The following is a 16,271-nucleotide window of genomic DNA, read 5'->3' as shown; positions in this document are numbered from 1 at the left end:
ACGCCGCGCCTGGAATGGCGCGCCGTTCAGGCGGCGACGCGGAAGCGCGACACCGAGTTTTTCAGTTCCTGCGCCAGCATCGACAACTTGTGGATCGACTGCGCCGTTTGCTGCGTGCCGTCCTGGGTCTGCTCCGTCACGCTCAGGATATGCTGGATATTCAAGGCCACGCCGCTGGCCGAGCTGGCCTGCGTGCCGGTGGCAAACGAGATGCCCTGGATCAGTTCAGCCAGGTGTTTCGACACCTGGCTGATATCGTTCAAGGCAGCGCCGGCAGCGTCGGACAGGTGTGCGCCCTCGACCACGCCCTGCGTGGATTTTTCCATCGCCCGCGTCGCATCCTGGGTGTCGGCCTGGATGGTGCGCACCAGCGCACCGATTTGCTTGGCGGCGGCGGCCGAGCGTTCGGCCAGGCGCTGCACTTCCTCGGCGACGACCGAGAAGCCGCGCCCCGCCTCGCCGGCCGAGGCGGCCTGGATGGCGGCGTTCAGCGCCAGCACGTTGGTCTGCTCGGTGATGTCGGAAATGAGCTCGGTGATTTCGCCGATTTCCTGCGACGATTCGCCCAGGCGCTTGATGCGCTTGGAGGTATCCTGGATCTGCTCGCGGATTTCATGCATGCCCTTGATGGCGTTTTCCACCGCCGTCGCCCCCTGCTGCGCCGCCGCCACCGACTGGCGCGCTACGTCGGCCGAGACACTGGCCGACTTCGACACGTCGGTAATCGCATTGGCCATTTTGACCACGGTGGCGCTGACGCCCTGAATTTCGCGCGACTGCTGCTGTGAAGCGATCAGCAGCTTGCTGGAGATGCCTTGCGCCTGCGTCGAGGCGCGGTTGACCTGCTCGGCCGTCGCCGTCACGCGCCCCACCAGGCCGCGCAATTCCTCGACCGTGTAGTTGACGGAATCGGCGATGGCGCCCGTGATATCCTCCGACACGGTGGCCTGCACCGTCAGGTCGCCGTCGGCGACCTTCTGCAATTCGTTCATCAAGCGCAGGATGGCCGCCTGGTTCTGCTCATTCTTGGCCTTGGCCTGCGCTTCCTTTTCCTGCGACAGCAGGCGCAGGATTTCCGCCTCCTGGCGCCGCCGCTCGGCGTCGCGCGTGCGGTTGACGGAGTCCTGCAGCAGCACGCGGCCAATGCCGGCCGCCGCGATCAGGGTCAGCAACACGCCGCCGACCATCATCCAGAAAACCATGCCCAGCGTTTCCTGGTTCACATGGTACATCTGCTGCAGCAGGGTCAAGCGCTGGCGCAGGTCTTCGTTCTCGTTGAAGATCAGCTGTTCGGCGCTCTTGGCCGAACTGAATTTATCCAGCCGGTCGAGTATCGACGAGACCATTTTCTGGTAAGTGTCGAAACTGGCTTTCAGCGCCACCAGCCGGTCGCGCAATTCGGCGTCGCGCGTGGGTGCCAATTGCAGCGCCACGCTGCCATTGAGCAAGCCTTCGACGGCAGTACGGAAATACGTCGTGTCGCGCCCCAGCGAAAATGCCGTTTCCGAGCTGATGCTGCCCGACGACAGAAACTCGCTGGCACTGCGGCTCATGCGCTGGCTCAGCATCATCAGGCGGCCGATGACGGCCAGGTCGCGCGCGTTGCCGCCGTGCTGTACCTTGAGCGCTGCGATTTCTTCCGTCTGCGCCAGCAAAGCCGGCGACAGCGCGTTCAATTGCTGCAAGGTCTTGTCGAATTCACCCAGCTCCGTCTTCAGGCGCAAGATGGTGCTGGCTGCGCGGTCGCTGCTGGCCCACTTCTTGCGCGCGTCGGCCACCGCCGCCAGCAGGCCGGAACGCGACTCGCCGATATCGCGCCCGTGATACGTCCCGCCGCGCAGCATGAGGCGGAAATCCTGGTTCAGTTCATTGCGGCTTTCCTCGAGCTGGCGGAAGGCTTCCGGATTGCCTTGCACGGCATTCGGCGCAGCCTTGCCGATGCGCTGAGAATGCATCAGCGCGTCGCTGGCCAGCTGCGTCTGCGCCGAGGCGATATTGCCGCTGCGCGTGTTGAGGCCGACGAACAGCAGGCTGGCGGCCAGGCTCAGGGCCATCACCGTCGACAGGATGCTTAATTGCTTTTGCAGCGGCAAATGGCCAATCAGCGGCAGCTTCAAGTCGCTGACCGGCGCGCTGGCCAGCGACTTGCGCCGTCCCAGCGCGTCGCGCAAGCGTAGCGGCAGGTCGGCCGCCGATGCCGGCTCGCCAGCAAGGTGTTCCGCTTCGGGCATGCCAGCGGCCAGGATAGGGGAATGGGCGCCCATCAGCAAATATCCTTGTGTGCGGCCAGGCCGCCAAAACCGGCATCGAGGAAGCGTTCCGATTGCGCCAGCTGCGCCAGGTCCAGGCGCAGCCACTGCTGCCCTTCGCTGTCGCACAGCGCCTGCGCCGCCCAGGATGGTGGCGCATCCGGCAAGGGTACGGATTGCAGCGTGCGCAGCTGGCGCAAGCCCAGTACGCGCTCGACCAGCAAAGCGCAATTGAGGCCCAGGCGGGGAGAAAACGTGATGATGCGGCAGTGATTGCCTGCCGCGCAAGGCGGTTCGCCCATGTAGCGGGCCAGGTCGACGACCCCCGTCAGGCGCCCGCGCATGGCTGCCAGGCCCAGGTACCAGTCCTGCGCCAGCGGCACGCCCTGGATCTGCACGCCGGCGGCAATGACGATTTCACCGAGCTGCGTCAGGTCGAGCAGGCACGGCCGGCCACCGAGCATCACGCCCAGTTCCTTGCGCGCGGCCAGCGCGCCGCCGCGCGCGGCCTGTATCCGCTCGATCAATTGCAACTGATACTGGCGCAAGCGCCCCTGCCGCGCGCCCGTCTCGAAGGATGGCATGGCGGTAGCGGCAGGCGGGAAGGCCGCTGTGGAAACGCCGTAACCTGGCATCGTTTGCATTCTCAGGAAAGCGCAGCGATCTTGACCAGCAGCTCGGCTTCGACCACCGGCTTGACCAAGTAATCGCGCGCGCCCTGGCGCAAGCCCCAGATGCGGTCCGTTTCCTGGCTCTTGCTGGAGCAGATAATCACCGGCACGTCCTGCAGTTCGGGATCGCGCGCAATCGCGCGCGTGATCTGGAAGCCATTCGCACCGGGCATCACCACATCCATCAAGATCAGGTCGGGCTTGGACTGCTTCAGTTGCGCCAACGCGTCGGCACCGTCCTGCGCCGTGACGACGGCATAACCGGCACGCACCAGCATCTCGCTCAGGTAATAGCGTTCTGTCGGCGAGTCATCGACGATCAGAATTGTGTGTATGGCCATCTGCTTCCTTGCTGCGTTGTCAATCAATAAACCACTTACTCAAAATGCCTGGCCAGGTGCAGCCGCACGGCCTCCAGCAGCGCCTCGCGCGCCAGCGGCTTGACCAGGCAAGCGCTGGCGCCTGCCATGGCGCCGCGCGCGCGGTCGAACAAACCCTCCTTCGACGACAGCATCAGCACCGGCGTGGCATGAAAGGCCGCACTGGCCTTGATCAGCGCACACGTGCGGTAGCCGTCCAGGCGCGGCATCAGAATGTCGCACACGATCAGCGCCGGCTGGCAGTCGGCGATCTTGGCCAAGGCCTCGAAGCCGTTTTCCGCCACCACGACGCGATAACCTGCCTCGCCCAGTATCTTCGCGGCCGCGCTGCGTATCGTCGCGCTGTCGTCGATGACGAGTATCGTCGCGCTGACGCACTCGGCATCGGACGGTGCCTCGGGCAGGATGGGATGCGTCATATGATTATTCGACAATCTTTCATACCATAGCACAGGCTGCCGCGATACCAGCGTGCTGGCAGCACCATGCCACGGATCTGGAGGAATTAAAGCGCCACCATCTCGAAATCATCCTTGCGCGCACCACATTCAGGACATGTCCAGTTCATCGGAACATCGGCCCAACGCGTGCCGGGAGCGATGTCTTCGTCGGGCAGACCGGCCGCTTCATCATAAACCCAGCCGCAAATTAGACACATCCACGTTTGGAATTGCTGCGTTGTTTCGTTGCTACTCACGTTCTGCCACCCTTCAATCAAGTAAAATGCTGAATTAGGTATCTTAATCTACCCGCCGTGCAAAACCAAACTTCTCCCCTCATATTAAGCTTCGGCGTGTCCGATCCGGTCGGTGCGATCGGCATCCAGGCCGACCTGGCCACGTTTTCAGCCTTCGGCTGCCATGGCCTGTCGGTCACCACGGGCCTGTTGATCAGCGATACAGCGCGCGTGGAAGACGTGCAGGCGGTCGACCCGGACTGGGTTTCCGACCAGGCGCGCGTGCTGCTGGAAGACATGTCCGTCGCGGCCATCAAGATCGGCGCCCTGGGCAGCGTGGAAAACGTGACAGCCATCGCAGAAATCGTCTCCGACTATCCGAACGTGCCGCTGATCCTCGATCCCTTCATTTCCGCGCTGCCGGAACAGGGCATGGACGACGAAGACATTCTCACCGCCGTGCGCCAGCTCTTGATCCCGCAAACGACCTTGCTGGTGCTCTCGCCGGTGGAGCTGGAGCGCCTGGCCGAAACCTGGCGCGACGCCGATCCGGACGACACCCTGCAAAACGATGTCGATTACCTGGTAGCCCTGGGCTGCGAATACGTGCTCGTCACCGGCATGCCGGCCGACGCCAGCAAGTCCGGCACGGCAGAAGGCAAGTTGCGCGCCAATACCCTGTTCGGCGAAGACGGCGTGGTACGCCACGACATATGGCAGCACCTGCCCGGCATCTTCAACGGCGCCGGCAGCACCTTGTCGGCAGCGGCCACCGCCCTGCTGGCCCTGGCGGAAAACGAAGATGATGTGCCACAGGTGGTCGTGGCGGCGCAGGAATTCACCGCCGGCGCACTGGCTCACGCACGGCGCCACGGCATGGGCAAGCTGGTGCCGAACCGGCTGTTCCGGCAGCAGCGGCAGCGCGACGGCCAATAATTCTGTAGCAGACCAGACAGACCAGACGACACAGACAACGATCCACTTTCAAGGCACGATTATCATGACGACGACTTCACAGAACGACATCCTGTTTGCCCGCGCACAAAAAACCACGCCAGGCGGCGTCAACTCGCCCGTGCGCGCCTTCCGTTCCGTCGGTGGCACGCCGCGCTTCATCACGCGCGCCGAAGGCCCGTACTTCTGGGATGCCGACGGCAAGCGCTATATCGACTACATCGGCTCGTGGGGCCCGGCCATTGTCGGCCACGCCCACCCCGAGGTGGTCAAGGCAGTGCAGGATGCGGCCGCGCTGGGCCTGTCGTTCGGCGCGCCAACCGAAGGCGAAGTGCTGATGGCCGAGGAAATCACACGTCTGGTGCCGTCGATCGAGCAGGTGCGCCTGGTGTCGTCGGGCACGGAAGCGACCATGAGCGCCCTGCGCCTGGCGCGCGGCGCCACGGGACGCGACAAGATCGTCAAATTCGAAGGCTGCTACCACGGCCACGCCGATTCACTGCTGGTAAAGGCGGGCAGCGGCTTGCTCACCTTCGGCAACCCGACCTCGGCCGGCGTGCCGGAAGATTTTGTGAAGCACACCCTGGTGCTCGACTATAACAACGTGGAGCAACTGAAGGACGCCTTCGACAGCTTCGGCGCGGAGATCGCCTGCGTGATCGTCGAGCCCGTGGCTGGCAACATGAACCTGGTGAAAGCCACGCCGCAATTCCTGCAGGCGATGCGCGATCTGTGCACGCAGCACGGCGCCCTGCTCATTTTTGATGAAGTCATGTGTGGCTTGCGCGTGGCCCTGGGCGGCGCGCAGGCGCTATACGGCATCAAACCCGATCTCACCGCGCTGGGCAAGGTGATTGGCGGCGGCATGCCGGTGGCGGCCTTCGGCGGCAGCGCGGCGCTGATGCACCACATGGCGCCCTTGGGCGCCGTCTATCAGGCGGGCACCCTATCGGGCAATCCGGTCGCCGTGGCGGCCGGCATGGCCACCTTGAAACTGATCCAGCAGCCAGGCTTCTACGAGCAACTGGGCGCCACCGCCAAGCGCCTGGCCGAAGGCTTGACGACCGCCGCCAAAGAGGCGGGCGTGGTTTTCTGCGCCGACTACATCGGCGGCATGTTCGGCATTTATTTCAGCGCCACGCCACCGACCAGCTACGCGGAAATGATGGCGGGCGACCGCAGCAAGTTCAACGCCTTCTTCCACGCCATGCTGGACGAAGGCGTGTACTTTGCGCCAGCCGCCTTCGAGGCGGGCTTCGTCTCGGCTCAGCACGATGATGCCGTCATCGACGCCACCATCGCCGCGGCGCGCAAGGTGTTTGCCAAGCTGGCGTAAGGTACACACCTGACAAAACCTACTGCGCGTCGCGCTTTGCGGCCGGCGATGCTCACCGTACTTCAGTACGGTTGCGCTTCTCGGCCACAAATCACTGCCGCTCGCTACGGTTTTGTCAGGTGTCGTTACACTGTAGCACTTTGTAGCTGCGCCGCTACCAATTCCGGCAGGCTGGCCATGTCGCTGAACACGACATGCGCGCCGGCCGCCTTCAGGCGCGCTTCCTGGCCCGGCGCGATATGCCCGCCGCCGATGAATCCCAGCACCGTCATGCCTGCCGCCACGGCGGCCGTCACGCCCGTGACGCTGTCTTCCAGCACCAGGCATTGACCTGGCGGCACGCCAAAGGCGGCAGCCGCCGCCAGGTAGACGCCCGGATGCGGCTTGGCATGGCCCACCAGGTCCGGCGTGAAAACACGACGGTCAAACAGCGGCGCCATGCCCGTGCGTTCGAGCGCCGACAGCACGCGTGCGCTGACGCTGTTCGAGGCCACGGCCTTGGGCAGGGGAATGGCGGCCAGCGCCTGCGCCACGCCGGGCACGGCGCGCAGCTGCGCATCGCAGGCCGCATCGACGGCGTTGCCGATGGCCATGATGTCATCGGCCGGCAATTGCGGCAAGCCCAGCTCCTTGTAGATATCCTGCATCAGCGGCACCAGGCGCTGGCCCAGGCGCGGCTCGATCAAGCCTTGCAGGGTGACGCCCTGGGGGAGGTTGGGCAGGCGCGGCGCCAGCAATTCCAGCAGCGCTTGCAGGGCCACGGCTTCGCTGTCGATCAGCACGCCATCGCAGTCGCTGATCAGGTGGGTGAAACGCGGAAGGGAAGGAACGGTGTCAGGCATGTATTCTCCAGTAGGGGCGGCGCACACCGTGCGCACCGCCAGCATAAAACAGGGGGACGTGGCGCGCTACGCCTGGCCGGCCACATCCCGATACTGTGCGTTGCGTGCCGGGCATCGGCGGCATGAAGTAATTTCTTTTATATAACTTCAATGGCATACTCTCCTTGCCCTGATCGTTTGAATCAGGCTCAACAGGATCGATACCATGACTCGCAATCACTTTTTGCAAGACCGATTATCCCTGATTTCCACAATTGCCGCGTTTGCCTTCGTGACGGCTGCGCTGCCAGCACGGGCGGCGGACGACGATGCTGCCGTCCTCAAGCTCGTGCGCCAGCACGTGGCGGCGCAAGCCAGTTTTGACGTACCGGCCCTGACAGCCTTGACGGCCGACAATTACGCCGAAGTCTCGCCACTGGGCGACGTCGACACGCGCGAAAAGATGCTGGCGTTTTATGCGCCAGAGAAAAAATCCGCCGCCCCCGTCATCATGGTGGAAGAACCGTTCATGCGCGTCGCGGGCGATACCGCCGTGCTGATCGCCAGGCTGGCGGTGACGGTGCAGATGGGCGGACAGCAGCGCGCCATGGCCCTGCGCGCCAGCTATGTGGCGAAAAAGGAGGGAGCGGTGTGGAAACTGCTGTCCGCGCAATACACGGGCATCGCGCCGAAAAAACCGGCTCCTTGAAAAAACGGGCCTGCTGGCCCGTTTGCTTATTTCAGCCAGCCGCGATGGCGGAAGTACAGGAAGGGCGCGATGGCGCTGGTGATCATCAGGCCCCAGGCCCAAGGATAACCGAACGACCATTCCAGTTCCGGCATCAGCTTGAAGTTCATGCCGTACACGCTGGCGATCAGGGTCGGCGGCAAGAAGGCCACGCTGGCCACCGAGAATATCTTGATGATCTTGTTCTGGTTGATGTTGATGAAACCGACAGTGGCGTCCATCAGGAAGTTGATCTTGTCAAACAGGAACGAGGTATGGCCGTCGAGCGATTCGATATCACGCAAAATCTGCCGCGCTTCCTCGAATTGTTCGGAATTTAACAGACGGCCGCGCATCAAAAAGCTGACGGCGCGGCGCGTATCCATCATGTTGCGACGGATGCGGCCATTCAAATCTTCCTCGTGGGCAATCGCATTCAGCGCTTCGGCCGCGTGCGCATCGGTAAATTCCTTTTGCAGCACGCGCGTGCTGACCTCTTCCAGATTCTGGTAGATGCCTTCGAGCACGTCAGCCGAATATTCGGCGTCGGTGGCGTACAAGTCGAGCAGCACATCCATGTAGTCGGCGATCGAACCTGGCCGCGAACGGGCGCGCATGCGCACCAGGCGGAACACGGGCAAATCGTCCGTATGCATGGAAAACAGAATCTTGCGGGCCAGAATGAAGGCCACAGTGATGACGCGCGAGGGACCGTCGTCTTCTTCGCGCAAGAAGTCCGTGCGCAGATGCAAGTCGCCGTTTTCCGCTTCGTAATAGCGGGCCGATGCTTCAATATCCTTGACTTCGTCCTCACCCGGCAGGGTGACGTTGTAGATGGCCTTGACCCAGGCCCGTTCATCATCGGTGGGGTCGGTCAGGTCGACCCACACCGGTTCGGCATTTTCGAGGTCTGCGCGGCTGTCGATCGGCACCTGGTTGAGCCGGCCATTCTGTAATACAAAGACATTGATCATGCGCGCTCTCAGCCGGATGTTGGGTTATCGTGATGTGCTGGCGCTGGCGCCAAAAGTGAAAACAGCGCAAGTGTACCCGCAAAGGCCTTTTCACGACCACCCCCGGCAGCGCTTTTTCGCGGAAAAAGTGCGGCGTTGCACCAACGGCGCCGATTAAGATGCTGTTCCGCAATAATGCCAATCAGGCAGCTTTGATTTTATGCAAAGAAAGCTGGCCGCCATCAAGGCAATTCGGCCGCTCCCATGCGGCGCAGGATGACACCCGTGCGCCGGTTCAGATAGCCCGTATCGCGGTGACGGTCGTAAAAGCGCGGGTTTGGCAGCATCACGGCCAGTTTCGCCGCCTGTCCGGCGCTCAAGCCCGCCGCGCTGACCCGGTAATAGTGGCGCGCGGCCGCTTCGGCACCAAAGATGCCCGTGCCAAATTCCACCACGTTCAAATAAATCTCGAAAATACGCTGCTTTTCCATCAGGCTTTCCAGCATATACGTGATGATCAACTCCTGGCCCTTGCGCACATAGCTGCGCGAACCGGACAGGAACAGATTCTTCGCCAACTGCTGCGTGATGGTGGAGCCGCCCGCCACGACCTTCTGCTTCTTGCTATTTTTTTCATATGCCTTTTGCAAGGCTTCCCAGTCCACGCCTTCATGTTCGGAGAAATTCGCGTCTTCCGAGGCGATGATGGCCCGTTTCAGATTGTTCGAGATGCGGTTGTACGGCACCCAGCTCTGCTTGATCGTGGCGTTCGGATTCTTGTCCTGCAAGACAGACAACTGTTCGCGCATAAAGGCCGTGCTGGACGGGTTATGGTCGATCCACCACCAGATTTGCAGGAAGAAATACAGTTGCACGACGATGAAGGCCAGCACGGGCACGATGAACAGCCACTTGATCCAGCCGTAGCGGCTAGCGCCTTTGCGCGCGCCCTTCTTGCCGCCGCTCACAGGCTGCCCCGCAATTGCACCAACAAGTCCTGCGTCTGCGGCCGCACGCCGCGCCACACGTAAAACGCTACTGCCGCCTGCTCCACCAGCATGCCCAGGCCGTCGCGCACCTGCGCGCCATGCTGCGCGGCAAAGTCCATGAAGACGGTGGCTTGCGCGCCATACATCATGTCCAGCGCCAGGGTGTGGCTGCCGAAGATACTCGGCGGCACCGGCGGCAAGTCGCCCGCCAGGCTGGCCGAGGTGGCATTGATGACGATATCGAACTGGCCGTCCGCCTGCGCGAAGCTACCTGCGCGCAGCTGGACAGCGTGACTCGCCGCATCGGCAAACTGCGCCACCAGCGCCTCGGCCGTGGCCACGGTGCGGTTGGCAATGAACACTTGCTGCGGCGCCTGTTCCAGCAAGGGCAGCACCACGCCGCGCGCCGCGCCGCCCGCGCCCAGCAGCAGGATGCGCTTGCCGGCGATGGCCACGCCCGCGTTGCGCACGATGTCAGCCACCAGGCCCGCGCCATCGGTATTGTCGCCAAGAATGGTCTCGCCATCGAAACGCAGGGTATTGACGGCACCGGCCGCCCTGGCCCGCGGCGTCAAGACAGTGGCCAGCGCACACGCTTCTAGCTTGAACGGCACCGTCACGTTCGCGCCCTTGCCGCCCTCGGCGGCAAACGTGCGGGCCGCCAGGGCAAAGCCATCGAGCGGCGCCAGCCGGCGTTCATAGACCATGGCCAGGCCCGTCTGCAGGGCAAACGCGGCGTGTATCAGGGGGGACTTGCTGTGGGCGATAGGATTGCCGAATACACAATATTGATCAGGATTAATATTTTTCTTGCTCAATTGCTGCCGCCAGTCAGGTTAGCTTCCATTTTTTCTTCGCGGGTAAATTTGAAACGGGTGATGACGACCCATAGGTCATCTTTATCACTCGACAACATATTCGGTGGGAAACGGCCGAAAGGCGCCGCGCGGCGCACGATGGCCAGGGCCGCCGCGTCCAGCGCGGGATTACCCGAGCTTTTCTCCACGCGGGCGCCGCCTTCCTTCTGGTAAATCGTGCCGTCCTGGAAGATGGGAATGTACACGACCAGTTCGCCATACATCTTGCGGCCATTCTTTTGCGGGAAATTCAGGGTACCGATTTCCTCGATGCGCTTTTGCAAGGTTTTGTAATACATGGCATAGCCGACCTCCTGCGTGCTGGGCGTAATGAAGGTCTTGCGGGGACGCTTGTTCTGGTCTTCCACGGTCTGGCTGATCTCGGCCGCCATGCGCGCGATGGCCTTGCTGCTTTCCATCAAGTCCGAGCCCGATGCCAGGGGATTGGGCTTGTCCTTTTCCGTGACGGGCGCGGCGCTGTAAGGCGTCGGCTTGGCCGCCTGCGTCAGCAGCTCCTGCTGTTTTTGTTCCAGTTCGGCAATGCGCCGGGCGTTGGCCTTGACGCTGTCGCCCTCTTCCACCTTGCGCATGTCAGGCAAGGGCGACTTGGCCCGGCCCTTGTCGGCCTGACCACCACCGTCGAGGTTGGCTTGCGCCAGGGCCTCGGCCTTCAGGGGTATATTGGCATGCTTGGCGTTGACCAAGATCACTTCCAGGCCGGGATCCGTGGCCACGGCCCGCTGCGGGGCCGGGGCGACAAAATGCATCGCCAGCAAGGCGCCGTGCGCCAGCAGCGATACCGCCACGGCAATCATCAGGAAACGATACTCTCGGAAAGACTTCACGCGCAACCCAGTTCCTTACAACACAAGATACAAGATGGCTGAATTCTACGTCAAAGGGCGATGCCGGCAACAGTTTTCAGCACCGCCTTGTGGCTTGGATGCCTTACTTGACCTCGGGCTCGCTGACCACGTCTTCGCTGGCCAGTTCCGCCACTTCCGCATCGGCGTCGCTGACCTGGTTGGCCGCTTCCGGCGATGCTTCAGCCGTCACGTCGCCATCTTCAGGGGACGCATCGCCCGCCTCTTCCTCGTAGTCCAGCTCGGCATCGGCCGCCGCATCGGGCACGGTGGCGATTTCCAGCAGGCGCGCTTCAATGCTCAGGTCGACTTCATCCCAGCGCAGCAAGTCCAGTTTCACCTGGGCGCCGCGCGCCACCGATGGCATGCCTGGCAGCTTGATGACCAGCGGAATGTCGACCAGGCGCAGGATTTCATCTTTCAAGACCACGGCATCGACCTGGCGCGCGTTTTCCTGGTGCAGCCAGCGCAAGCACCAATAGCGTTCCATGTTCGACTGGAAATCGCCATATGCGGCATATGCGGCGTCAAACGCCGAGACGATGGCGAACAGATTCGCATCGCGCGGCTTGAACGGGGCCACCAGCGGCGCCGTCACGCCATGCTCGGCGCAGGCAATGATTTGCCACTGGTTCACCAGGTCCGTGTAGCGGCGCAAGGGGGAAGTACTCCACGCGTATTGATCCACGCCCAGACCCTGATGCGGCGCCGCATGGGTGACCATGCGCACCTGCATCTTTGCCGCCCAGCTATTGCCACTGCCGCCGCCCTGGCTGCGGTAGATGCCGGGCACGCCATGGTCGTGCAGCATCTTGCCCCAGGTACTGTTGGCAAAAATCATCAGTTCGGCGACGATCTTGTCGAGCGGCGCGCCACGCTTGCGGCGCGCCACGCTGACGATATCATTTTCCACATAGAAATTGAAATCGACACGGTTATTCTGTTCCGGCTTCAGGCCGAACGCTTCGCGCTTCTTCATGCGGCCTTGCTCCAACTGCTGTGCCCATTGCCACAGCACGGCAAAATCGGCCTTGTGCGGGTACTCGCCTTCGCCACTGGCCAGGGTTTCCTCGTTGACCAGGTCATCGAGCTGGTTGTGGCGCAAATTGCTGGCAATCGGCACCAGCTCGGCGCGCGTCTGCGTGCTGATCACGGCCCAGTCGGCTTTCGGGTCCAGCGTGGCGTACAGCGACAGGGCCGGGCACGTCGTGCCTTCCGCGAGCGTGAACGCATTCACGATTTCGTCCGGCAGCATGGTGATCTTGTCGCCCGGCATGTAGACGGTCGACATGCGCTGGCGCGCCATCTTGTCGATCACGTCGTCCGGGCGGATGCCCAGGCCGGGCGCGGCGATGTGGATGCCCACTTTCACGGTGCCATCGGGCAACGGTTGCACGGAGAAGGCATCGTCGATCTCGGTGGTGGTCACGTCGTCGATAGAAAAGGCGGCCACATCGGCCAGCGGCAGCTTGGCCGTCCCGCTCGGCACGGGCACGCTCGGGAAGCCGGCGCCCTTGGGGAAATTTTCAAAGAGGAATTTCGACAGGTGCAAGTCTTTCGGCGAAGCAATACCACCGACAGCCAGCATCAAACGCGGCGGCGTCGTGTGCAATTCCGTGCACGCCGCTTCCAGCGCCTTGTATTCGATGGTGTTCTTGTCGGGCTTGAACAGCAGTTGCAGCACCATCGTCTGCATCGAGGCAGGCAAGCGGTTCTGTTTCAGCTCTTCCACATACGCGGCTTGCACCAGCGCCTGCTGCTTTTTCTTTTCGATGCCGGCCAGCGCCGCCTTCAAGGACGCTTCCGGCGCCGCCTTGTAGCGGCCGCGCCCCTTCTTGTAGAAATATACGGGCGCCGAATGGAGGGCCAGGATCAGCCCAGCCGCTTCCGGCGGCAACGGGGCGTGGCCGAAATACTCGGCGCCCAGCTCGGCAAAGCCGAACTCGTCTTCGCCCGCTACTTCCCACAGGAAATCGAGATCGATCTCGGCAGCAACAGCTTTGGCTTGCTCGAGCAGCTCGGCCGGGGCCGGCTTTTCATACTGCAGCAGCACATCCTTGATCTTGACCTTGGTGCGCTTGCCGCTGGCCATTTCCACTTGATACGCTTCACCCGCTTGCGACAGGACCGTGCCGACCTTGAAATCGCCGGATTCTTCAAAAAATAGATTCATTGTTATGCTTTGTTTATTAATGTGTCGGTTGCAACGGTACGAGTGATGGACGTCAACTCGAGCACCGCCGGCAAAAATACTTCTGTTACCAGCAGCAAGCCCTGGTAACGCTGATACAGGCAGCGGCGGGCAAAAAACAGCGCCGGCTCGTCGGCGCGCTGCCCTTCCCGTGCCAGCGCCGCCTGCGCCCGCTGCACCAGCGGGTGGCCGGCGCGCAAGCGGGCAAATTTCAGTGTACCGCGCCGCACCATGCGGTCGCCAAACAGGGTCGTGCCCAGCGAACGTTCGCCCAGCGCGGAAAACAAGGGCCAGTCCGTGGCCGTCGCCTGCATGGGCACGACGGTATGACCAAACACGGCCGGTTTATTATCACAACGCAACAGCACTTCGCGTTCCCATACCCGACCCGCGCGGTGCAAGCCGATGCTGGCGGCCTCGTCGCTCAAACAGCGCGCTGTTTCCTGGTGCAAACATTGCACGCGAAATGCCTGACTATGCGCTTTCAGCTTGGCCGTCAGCGAACCGCCGCCCGTCAGCCAGTGGCGCAAGGCCGGTGGCGCATTGATGGCGTTGACGTGCGCATGCCATTGCGCCTGGCGCAGCGAACCCGGCCTCACCGGGCGGCGTCCGTCGGGATGCCGCAAAATGCGAGCACGGGCGACAGGTAGGCGGCAAATTCGCTGATGCCATGGTCGCTGCCGTCGATGACGCACTGCTGCGCCCCCTGATAATGCGCCAGCATGTCGCGGTAGTCGAGTACTTCATCGCCGGTGGCGGCAATCAGGAAATAGCGTTGCGGCTCAGTAATCTTCTCTACAGCAAAGGTTCCCAGCTCGGCTATGTATGCGCGCTTGAACTCGAATGGCTTGTCAGAATGAAACTCTGTCGTCACCCCCACATGCTGTTCCAGGTCGATCAGGGGCACGATGGCGGGATTGAGCAGCACGGCGCGGCAACCCAGTTGCTCGGCCAGCCAAGTGGCGTAATAGCCGCCCAGCGAGGAGCCGATAATCGTCAGTTCGGCGGGCGCCACATCCTTGACCAGCGACAAGGCCAGTGCGATGGCCAGCTTGGGCGAGGCCGGCAATTGCGGGCACAGCCACTCTGCTTCGCGGCCCAGCGCCTGCATTTGCGCGGCCAGCAGGCGCGACTTCATCGACAGGGGTGACGAGCGAAATCCATGCAGGTACAGAATCATCGGCCCAGCGCCTCCAGCAATTTCTGGTGCACGCCGCCAAATCCGCCGTTGCTCATGACCACGATCTGGTCGCCGGGACGGGCGCTAGCGGCCACGGCGGCAACCAAGGTATCGATGTCTTCATAGGCACTGGCAATCTTGCCCAGCGGCGCCAACGCGTCGCCCAGGCTCCAGCCCAGCGCGGCATGGCTGCCGAAACCGAAGACCAGGTCGGCGTCCTTCAGGCTGCCGGGCAGCGCATCTTTCATGGCGCCCAGCTTCATGGTGTTCGAACGCGGTTCCAGCACGGCCAGGATGCGTCCCTTATTATCAACTGTCTTGCCGATTTTTTGCCGCAGCCCGCCCACGGTGGTAGCAATGGCCGTCGGGTGATGCGCGAAATCGTCATATACGGTAATATCGTTGACCACGCCGCGTACTTCCATGCGGCGCTTGACACTGTCAAACGTGGCCAGCGCGGCGCAGGCCTGGGCAATGGGCACGCCCACGTGACGTGCGGCGGCGATGGCCGCCAGCGCATTGCTGCGGTTGTGCTTGCCCGTGAGCGCCCACGCCACATGGCCTTCCTGCCGGCCATTGAAATACACGTCGAAACTGCCATCGGCCTGCTCTTGCAGTTGCCAGTTGGCATCCTGACCAAAACTTTCCTTTTCGCTCCAGCAACCACGCGCCAGCACGCGCTGTAGCGACGCTTCGTCGCCGTTGAACACCAGGCGGCCGATACCGGGCACGGTGCGCACCAGATGGTGGAACTGCGTCTCGATCGCGTGCAAATCGGGGAAGATGTCGGCGTGATCATATTCCAGGTTATTCATGATGGCCGTCTTCGCGTGGTAATGCACAAACTTGCTGCGCTTGTCGAAGAAGGCCGTATCGTATTCATCGGCTTCGATGACGAAGAAGTCAGAATCGGCGCTCTTGCCGTCGATCTTGCCGCTGAGGCGGGCGGAAATGCCAAAGTTCATCGGCACGCCGCCGATCAGGAAGCCCGGCGCGTAGCCCGCATCTTCGAGTATCCAGGCCAGCATGGCCGAGGTGGTCGTCTTGCCATGCGTGCCGGCCACGGCTAGCACCCACTTGTTGCGCAAGATATGTTCGCCGATCCACTGCGGACCAGACACATACGGCAGGCTGCGGTTGAGAATTTCTTCCACCAGCGGATTGCCGCGCGAGACCACATTGCCAATCACATACAAATCCGGGTTCAGCTGGGTTTGTTCCGGATCAAAACCCTGGATCAGTTCGATTCCCTGCGATTCCAGCTGGGTGCTCATCGGCGGATACACGTTGGCATCGCAACCAGTGACTTTATGGCCGGCTTCCTTGGCCAGCACGGCCAGGCCGCCCATGAAGGTACCGCAAATGCCGAGAATATGAATATGCATGTGTTCAGTGCGAAAGGTGCACGCTTAAGTAAGTAAGAC

18 protein-coding genes are annotated in these 16,271 nt (G+C 62.4%); 4 read left to right on the top strand and 14 right to left on the bottom strand.

Features of this window, described 5'->3' with window-relative positions; genetic code table 11:
- Window positions 1-26: 26 nt before the first annotated feature.
- The 5 genes from ACQ4W7_RS20100 to ACQ4W7_RS20080 form a co-directional block, all read right to left on the bottom strand.
- On the bottom strand, window positions 27-2,264 hold the full coding sequence (locus tag ACQ4W7_RS20100) for a methyl-accepting chemotaxis protein (protein WP_426072060.1): 2,238 nt from the start codon (window positions 2,262-2,264) through the stop codon (window positions 27-29).
- Complete coding sequence (locus tag ACQ4W7_RS20095) at window positions 2,264-2,884, bottom strand: chemotaxis protein CheW (protein ID WP_436532737.1); 621 nt, start codon at window positions 2,882-2,884, stop codon at window positions 2,264-2,266. Before ACQ4W7_RS20095 ends, ACQ4W7_RS20100 begins: the two co-directional genes overlap by 1 nt.
- 11 nt (window positions 2,885-2,895) lie before the next feature.
- Window positions 2,896-3,261, bottom strand: a complete 366-nt coding sequence (locus ACQ4W7_RS20090) for a response regulator (RefSeq protein WP_426072058.1) — start codon at window positions 3,259-3,261, stop codon at window positions 2,896-2,898.
- A gap of 35 nt (window positions 3,262-3,296) precedes the next feature.
- Window positions 3,297-3,719 carry a response regulator gene (locus ACQ4W7_RS20085; RefSeq protein WP_426072057.1) on the bottom strand — a complete coding sequence of 141 codons (423 nt, stop codon included), beginning with the start codon at window positions 3,717-3,719 and terminating at the stop codon, window positions 3,297-3,299.
- Between the two features lie 86 nt (window positions 3,720-3,805).
- Complete coding sequence (locus tag ACQ4W7_RS20080) at window positions 3,806-3,958, bottom strand: rubredoxin (RefSeq protein ID WP_010401308.1); 153 nt, start codon at window positions 3,956-3,958, stop codon at window positions 3,806-3,808.
- A 96-nt stretch (window positions 3,959-4,054) separates the two neighbouring features.
- On the opposite strand from ACQ4W7_RS20080, the gene thiD reads away from it, so the two are divergent.
- Together thiD and hemL are read left to right on the top strand one after the other, a co-directional pair.
- Window positions 4,055-4,912, top strand: a complete 858-nt coding sequence (thiD, locus tag ACQ4W7_RS20075) for a bifunctional hydroxymethylpyrimidine kinase/phosphomethylpyrimidine kinase (RefSeq protein ID WP_436532734.1) — start codon at window positions 4,055-4,057, stop codon at window positions 4,910-4,912.
- A 64-nt stretch (window positions 4,913-4,976) separates the two neighbouring features.
- The gene (hemL, locus tag ACQ4W7_RS20070) at window positions 4,977-6,266 is read left to right on the top strand and encodes a glutamate-1-semialdehyde 2,1-aminomutase (protein ID WP_436532732.1); all 1,290 of its coding nucleotides are present in this window, start codon (window positions 4,977-4,979) and stop codon (window positions 6,264-6,266) included.
- Between the two features lie 125 nt (window positions 6,267-6,391).
- Here the strand turns inward: hemL and ACQ4W7_RS20065 are convergent, their stop codons facing one another.
- Window positions 6,392-7,108 (bottom strand): HAD family hydrolase, encoded by a 717-nt coding sequence (locus ACQ4W7_RS20065; RefSeq protein WP_426072054.1) that lies wholly within the window; start codon window positions 7,106-7,108, stop codon window positions 6,392-6,394.
- A gap of 205 nt (window positions 7,109-7,313) precedes the next feature.
- Here ACQ4W7_RS20065 and ACQ4W7_RS20060 point away from each other — a divergent pair, with 205 nt between their 5' ends.
- Entirely contained in the window at window positions 7,314-7,796 is a 483-nt protein-coding gene (locus ACQ4W7_RS20060; protein ID WP_426072053.1) for a nuclear transport factor 2 family protein, read from the top strand.
- 26 nt (window positions 7,797-7,822) lie between these two features.
- Here ACQ4W7_RS20060 and corA read toward each other — a convergent pair whose 3' ends face one another.
- A complete protein-coding gene (corA, locus tag ACQ4W7_RS20055; protein ID WP_034746658.1) occupies window positions 7,823-8,788 on the bottom strand; it encodes a magnesium/cobalt transporter CorA in 966 nt (321 codons plus the stop codon).
- On the opposite strand from corA, the gene ACQ4W7_RS20050 reads away from it, so the two are divergent.
- Window positions 8,787-8,945: a hypothetical protein gene (locus ACQ4W7_RS20050; RefSeq protein ID WP_426072052.1), complete on the top strand. Its 159-nt coding sequence runs from the start codon at window positions 8,787-8,789 to the stop codon at window positions 8,943-8,945. The two genes, corA and ACQ4W7_RS20050, sit on opposite strands and share 2 nt — an antisense overlap.
- Before the next feature lie 64 nt (window positions 8,946-9,009).
- Here ACQ4W7_RS20050 and mtgA read toward each other — a convergent pair whose 3' ends face one another.
- The 7 genes from mtgA to mpl form a co-directional block, all read right to left on the bottom strand.
- A complete protein-coding gene (gene mtgA, locus ACQ4W7_RS20045; RefSeq protein WP_426072051.1) occupies window positions 9,010-9,735 on the bottom strand; it encodes a monofunctional biosynthetic peptidoglycan transglycosylase in 726 nt (241 codons plus the stop codon).
- The gene (gene aroE / locus ACQ4W7_RS20040) at window positions 9,732-10,574 is read right to left on the bottom strand and encodes a shikimate dehydrogenase (protein ID WP_426072050.1); all 843 of its coding nucleotides are present in this window, start codon (window positions 10,572-10,574) and stop codon (window positions 9,732-9,734) included. Before aroE ends, mtgA begins: the two co-directional genes overlap by 4 nt.
- On the bottom strand, window positions 10,571-11,428 hold the full coding sequence (locus tag ACQ4W7_RS20035; protein ID WP_436532896.1) for an energy transducer TonB family protein: 858 nt from the start codon (window positions 11,426-11,428) through the stop codon (window positions 10,571-10,573). Before ACQ4W7_RS20035 ends, aroE begins: the two co-directional genes overlap by 4 nt.
- Before the next feature lie 133 nt (window positions 11,429-11,561).
- Entirely contained in the window at window positions 11,562-13,649 is a 2,088-nt protein-coding gene (locus ACQ4W7_RS20030; RefSeq protein ID WP_436532728.1) for an RNB domain-containing ribonuclease, read from the bottom strand.
- Between the two features lie 2 nt (window positions 13,650-13,651).
- The gene (locus tag ACQ4W7_RS20025; RefSeq protein WP_436532726.1) at window positions 13,652-14,266 is read right to left on the bottom strand and encodes a chorismate--pyruvate lyase family protein; all 615 of its coding nucleotides are present in this window, start codon (window positions 14,264-14,266) and stop codon (window positions 13,652-13,654) included.
- The gene (locus ACQ4W7_RS20020) at window positions 14,263-14,847 is read right to left on the bottom strand and encodes a YqiA/YcfP family alpha/beta fold hydrolase (RefSeq protein WP_436532724.1); all 585 of its coding nucleotides are present in this window, start codon (window positions 14,845-14,847) and stop codon (window positions 14,263-14,265) included. The genes ACQ4W7_RS20025 and ACQ4W7_RS20020 overlap by 4 nt, the downstream gene beginning before the upstream one ends.
- Complete coding sequence (gene mpl, locus ACQ4W7_RS20015; RefSeq protein WP_426072046.1) at window positions 14,844-16,232, bottom strand: UDP-N-acetylmuramate:L-alanyl-gamma-D-glutamyl-meso-diaminopimelate ligase; 1,389 nt, start codon at window positions 16,230-16,232, stop codon at window positions 14,844-14,846. Before mpl ends, ACQ4W7_RS20020 begins: the two co-directional genes overlap by 4 nt.
- Window positions 16,233-16,271: the final 39 nt, after the last annotated feature.

Origin of the sequence: Janthinobacterium algoris, from assembly GCF_051380935.1 — a bacterium.
GTDB lineage: Bacteria > Pseudomonadota > Gammaproteobacteria > Burkholderiales > Burkholderiaceae_D > Janthinobacterium.
Note: the sequence above shows the minus strand (reverse complement) of the source record. Positions and strands in the feature narration are given on the sequence as shown.